This is a genomic window from Corallococcus praedator (assembly GCF_003612125.1).
In the GTDB taxonomy this organism is placed as follows: Bacteria; Myxococcota; Myxococcia; order Myxococcales; family Myxococcaceae; genus Corallococcus; species Corallococcus praedator.
The window spans coordinates 1-3464 of record NZ_RAWI01000626.1 but is presented as its reverse complement, the minus strand read 5'-3'; the positions used below and the strand labels follow the sequence as shown (position 1 = coordinate 3464).

Genomic DNA, 3464 nt, shown 5'->3' with positions numbered 1-3464 from the left:
GACAAGCCCCCCGCGCAAAGACAGTCGCCCCGACGTGGAAACCCCATACGGGCGGTGCGCGCACCGCCATTGCCTGTCACCGATGCGCGCGGCCGCCACCGACTGGATGCCCCGGACAATCACGAAATGCAGCTCTCGTGACTCAAGCCGCCTCCAGCAGGGACCGCACGAAGTCACTGTAGGCGTCCTTCATGGGCAGCTCGAAGTCGACCTTGATGCGCCGGCGCTCCGCGAAGACGGCCTCGCCCGTCCTCGGGTCGAGGGCCTCCTTCGCGTACGTCTCCCAATAGAGGCCCGTCCCCCGCTTCTGCCAGTTGGGCAGTTCGTTGAAGTGGATGCCCCGCTGGAAGAGCAGCTCGTTCTTCTGCGCCACCGACAGGCGCAGCATCGCGTTCGTGGCCTCCTCCACGCCCTTGCCCTCGCGGCGCAGGCTCCAGTAGCCGTGCGCGTTCAGCGCGTTGCGGTGCGCGTCCTCGTTGCGCCAGCGGAAGTAGTCGCGCACCAGCTCCGCGTTCGGCAATTCGCAGATGCGGCAGTCGAACGCGCCCAGGTCGCCCAGGAGCAGGGAGAACTTCGCGCTGGCCTCGCCCGCGAGGATGGAGTTGAGCTTGCGCGTCTTGCGCCCGAAGGAGTCCTCCCTCGGGTGGAACAGCAGCGAAATCTCATCGCTCTGGGTGTAGCCGTAGACCACCCGCAGGCCGCAGTTCATCAGGTGTCCGGTCGTCGCGACCATCAGGTCCCGGACGCGGACATCGAAGGGGCTTTCGAAGGCGTGCACCTCTTTCGTCAGCCGCGTGAAGCCGCGGCCATCGAGGCGGGCCACCATGTAGACGCCGGGCAGCACGCACAGGTCGTGCGCGGTTTCGAAGACGCGCATCTTCTCGTCCAGCTCATCGAACTTCACGTTGCCACTCCTCCACGATGAAGCCGTCCGCGGACAGGCGGACGAAGAAGAGGGCGTCAAACCCCTCTTCGGGGCTGGGGACCTGCAAGCGCTTGTAGGTGCCGAGGACGCCCACCGTCGGCACGCGCTGCTCCCCGGAGCGCCGGGCATTGCGCTCGAGCGCGTCCGCGACCTTCGACTGGAAGTAGTAGCCCACGACCCGGAAGCCGAAGCTCTTCGCGGCACCGAGGTAGTGGGCGCGCTCCTCCACGGTGGGGTTGGTGTTGTCCACCACCAGCGGCTGCTGCACGCCCAGGCACGCGCGCAGGAGCACGGCCTCCCGGTGGCGCGTCTTGAGCAGGTCCAGGCTGACGCGGACGTGGGTGTGGAAGAAGCGCTCCTTGAAGAAGGTGCTCTTTCCCGTCCCCTGGATCCCCGTGAAGATGACCGCTTCCACCCGCGCCTCCGCTCAAACGGTATTCATCCGCGAGCGGCTCCGGACGTTCTGGAGCACCGGAACCCGACAGGTCCCCGGACGGCGAACGCTCAGGGCCTGCGCACGCAGCGGAAGCCGACACCGGTCAGACCGTTCTTCGGGTACGCCAGCCCGCGATGGGCGGACCGGAACAGGGACGGGACGTGGTTGAGCCAGGAGCCGCCCCGATGCACGGGCTTCTCCGGCACGTCCGAGGGCTCGGCCATTCCCTCCTCCGCCCCCAACTGTTCCTGGTACGCGGTCGCGGTCCACTGCCACACGTTCCCCACCATGTCGCAGAGGCCCCAGGCATTGCAGCGCGCGCCGGCCTGGACCACCGGGGCCGTGCTCCCGGCGCAGCCCCGCGTGGCACATGCCACCGAGCCCACCACGTGCTCCGTGTCGAAGGACGCTCCCCACCACCAGGGCGTGGTGGTCGAGGCCCGCGCCGCGTACTCCCACTCCGCTTCGGTGGGCAGCGCACCGCCGACCAGCTCGCAGTACGCGCGCGCCGCACGCCAGTCCACGCAGTTCACCGGATGATCCGCGCGCGGAGACTCCAGGTTGCATCGGCCTTGCCACGTCCCGGGCGTCTGCGCGTCGGTCCACCAGCGCGCTTGAGGATCCTTCGCGCGCACCTGCTCCTGGAGCGCCGCGAACGCCCGCGTGGTGACGGGCGTGAGGTCCATCTGGAAGCGTTCGAACGCCCACTCGGTCCGAGGCCCCTCGTCCACGTCACGCCCCGCCTCTCCCGCCGGAGAGCCCATCTCGAAGCGCCCGGCGGGCAGCCACACCCTTCCACTCGCGGGTTTCTCCTGCGCGGGTGCCGGAGTGTCGGGCACGACCGCCTTGCTGCCCGAGGCACCACAGCCCAGGGCCCACAGGACGACGATGACGGTTGGACGCAAGGGAAGGCGTGTCATGCGGAGGGGCTCCTGGGCTCGCGAGCGCTCCCTGAACATCCTGCCTTGCCGACAGTGGACCCGCGAGGGCCCCTGTTGTATCCCCGTGGGTGCCGGAGCGGTCCGGGTGAACGCCGGCCATCGCAGGCATGGATGGCGGGAGGAAAGTCCGGGCTCCACAGGGCAGGGTGCTGGCTAACGGCCAGTCGAGGCGACTCGCAGGAAAGTGCCACAGAAAACAGACCGCCTGTCCTCGCAAGGGGGCGGGTAAGGGTGAAACGGTGCGGTAAGAGCGCACCGCGTCCGGGGTGACTCGGACGGCTCGGTAAACCCCACCTGGAGCAAGAGCCAATAGGAACGCGTCCTCGAAAGAGGACAGGGATGGCCCGTCCTACGCGTTCGGGTTGCTCGCTGATGAGGCCCCTGGGCAACCAGGGCCCTAGATGAATGTTCATCACCCATCCCGAAAGGGGTGGGGACAAAACCCGGCTTACAGGGCCGCTCCGGTTTTTTTCCCTGTCATCCGCCCACGGGGACCTGCGCCAACAGCAGGCGCCCCTTGCCGTCGTTGCGCACCGCCTCCGGGTTGTTGATGGGAAGCCGCGAGTCATTGCGCGGCTCCCACAACCCCATCCACACGTTCACCGCGCGCGGCGTGGTGCCCTGCGGCAAGGCGACGACGAACTCGTCCTTCACCGTCTCCCCCACCTTCCACTGCGTCGTGGGGTACAGCCCGCCCGCGGGCTTGTGGTCCACGTTGAGGCGCTCCATCCGCCCGTCCGCGTCCTCCACATGGACGAAGACGAGGTAGTCCTCCTCCAGGGGCTGGAGCACCTTGAAGAACACGGTGACGCGCGCCTGGTCCCCGGCGGGGATGCGGCCCGGCTGCACCGAAGCGCCCACCACCTCCACCTTGCCGCCCAGGTTGGCGCCACTGCGGATGGACAGCGGGGGCACCTGCGTGACGGTGGCCGCGCGGCGCTCCTCGGGGCTGGCGCCCCCGGGGGCTTCCACGATGCAGGCGCTGGCGGTGCCCAGCAGTACGAAGGCGGACAGCAGGACGTTCAGGGGCGGAAGGCGCATGGCGGAGCGCGGTTCTACCCGGCCACGGGCGCTGCATCCAACTGCGCGTTGGTGTATGCGGAGCGGCGATGAAGACCCCGAACGCCCTCGACGCCCTGCTTGCGCAGGTGCCCCCCGCCCC

At 68.8% G+C, this 3464-nt stretch carries 4 protein-coding genes and 1 other RNA gene; 1 reads left to right on the top strand and 4 read right to left on the bottom strand.

Translation table 11 applies throughout. The annotated features are described in order from the left end of the window. Positions 1 to 142: 142 nt before the first annotated feature. The 3 genes from D7Y13_RS40015 to D7Y13_RS40005 all read right to left on the bottom strand — a co-directional run bounded on the left by D7Y13_RS40015 (position 143) and on the right by D7Y13_RS40005 (position 2281). Positions 143 to 904: a tRNA(His) guanylyltransferase Thg1 family protein gene (locus tag D7Y13_RS40015; protein WP_120585905.1), complete on the bottom strand. Its 762-nt coding sequence runs from the start codon at positions 902 to 904 to the stop codon at positions 143 to 145. Continuing rightward, positions 891 to 1340, bottom strand: a complete 450-nt coding sequence (locus D7Y13_RS40010) for an AAA family ATPase (protein WP_120585904.1) — start codon at positions 1338 to 1340, stop codon at positions 891 to 893. The genes D7Y13_RS40015 and D7Y13_RS40010 overlap by 14 nt, the downstream gene beginning before the upstream one ends. Before the next feature lie 89 nt (positions 1341 to 1429). Continuing rightward, a complete protein-coding gene (locus D7Y13_RS40005; RefSeq protein WP_158620500.1) occupies positions 1430 to 2281 on the bottom strand; it encodes a formylglycine-generating enzyme family protein in 852 nt (283 codons plus the stop codon). A gap of 94 nt (positions 2282 to 2375) precedes the next feature. On the opposite strand from D7Y13_RS40005, the gene rnpB reads away from it, so the two are divergent. Beyond that, an RNA gene (rnpB, locus tag D7Y13_RS40000) (RNase P RNA component class A) lies at positions 2376 to 2769 on the top strand. Between the two features lie 10 nt (positions 2770 to 2779). Here rnpB and D7Y13_RS39995 read toward each other — a convergent pair. Continuing rightward, complete coding sequence (locus D7Y13_RS39995; RefSeq protein ID WP_120585902.1) at positions 2780 to 3343, bottom strand: hypothetical protein; 564 nt, start codon at positions 3341 to 3343, stop codon at positions 2780 to 2782. Positions 3344 to 3464: the final 121 nt, after the last annotated feature.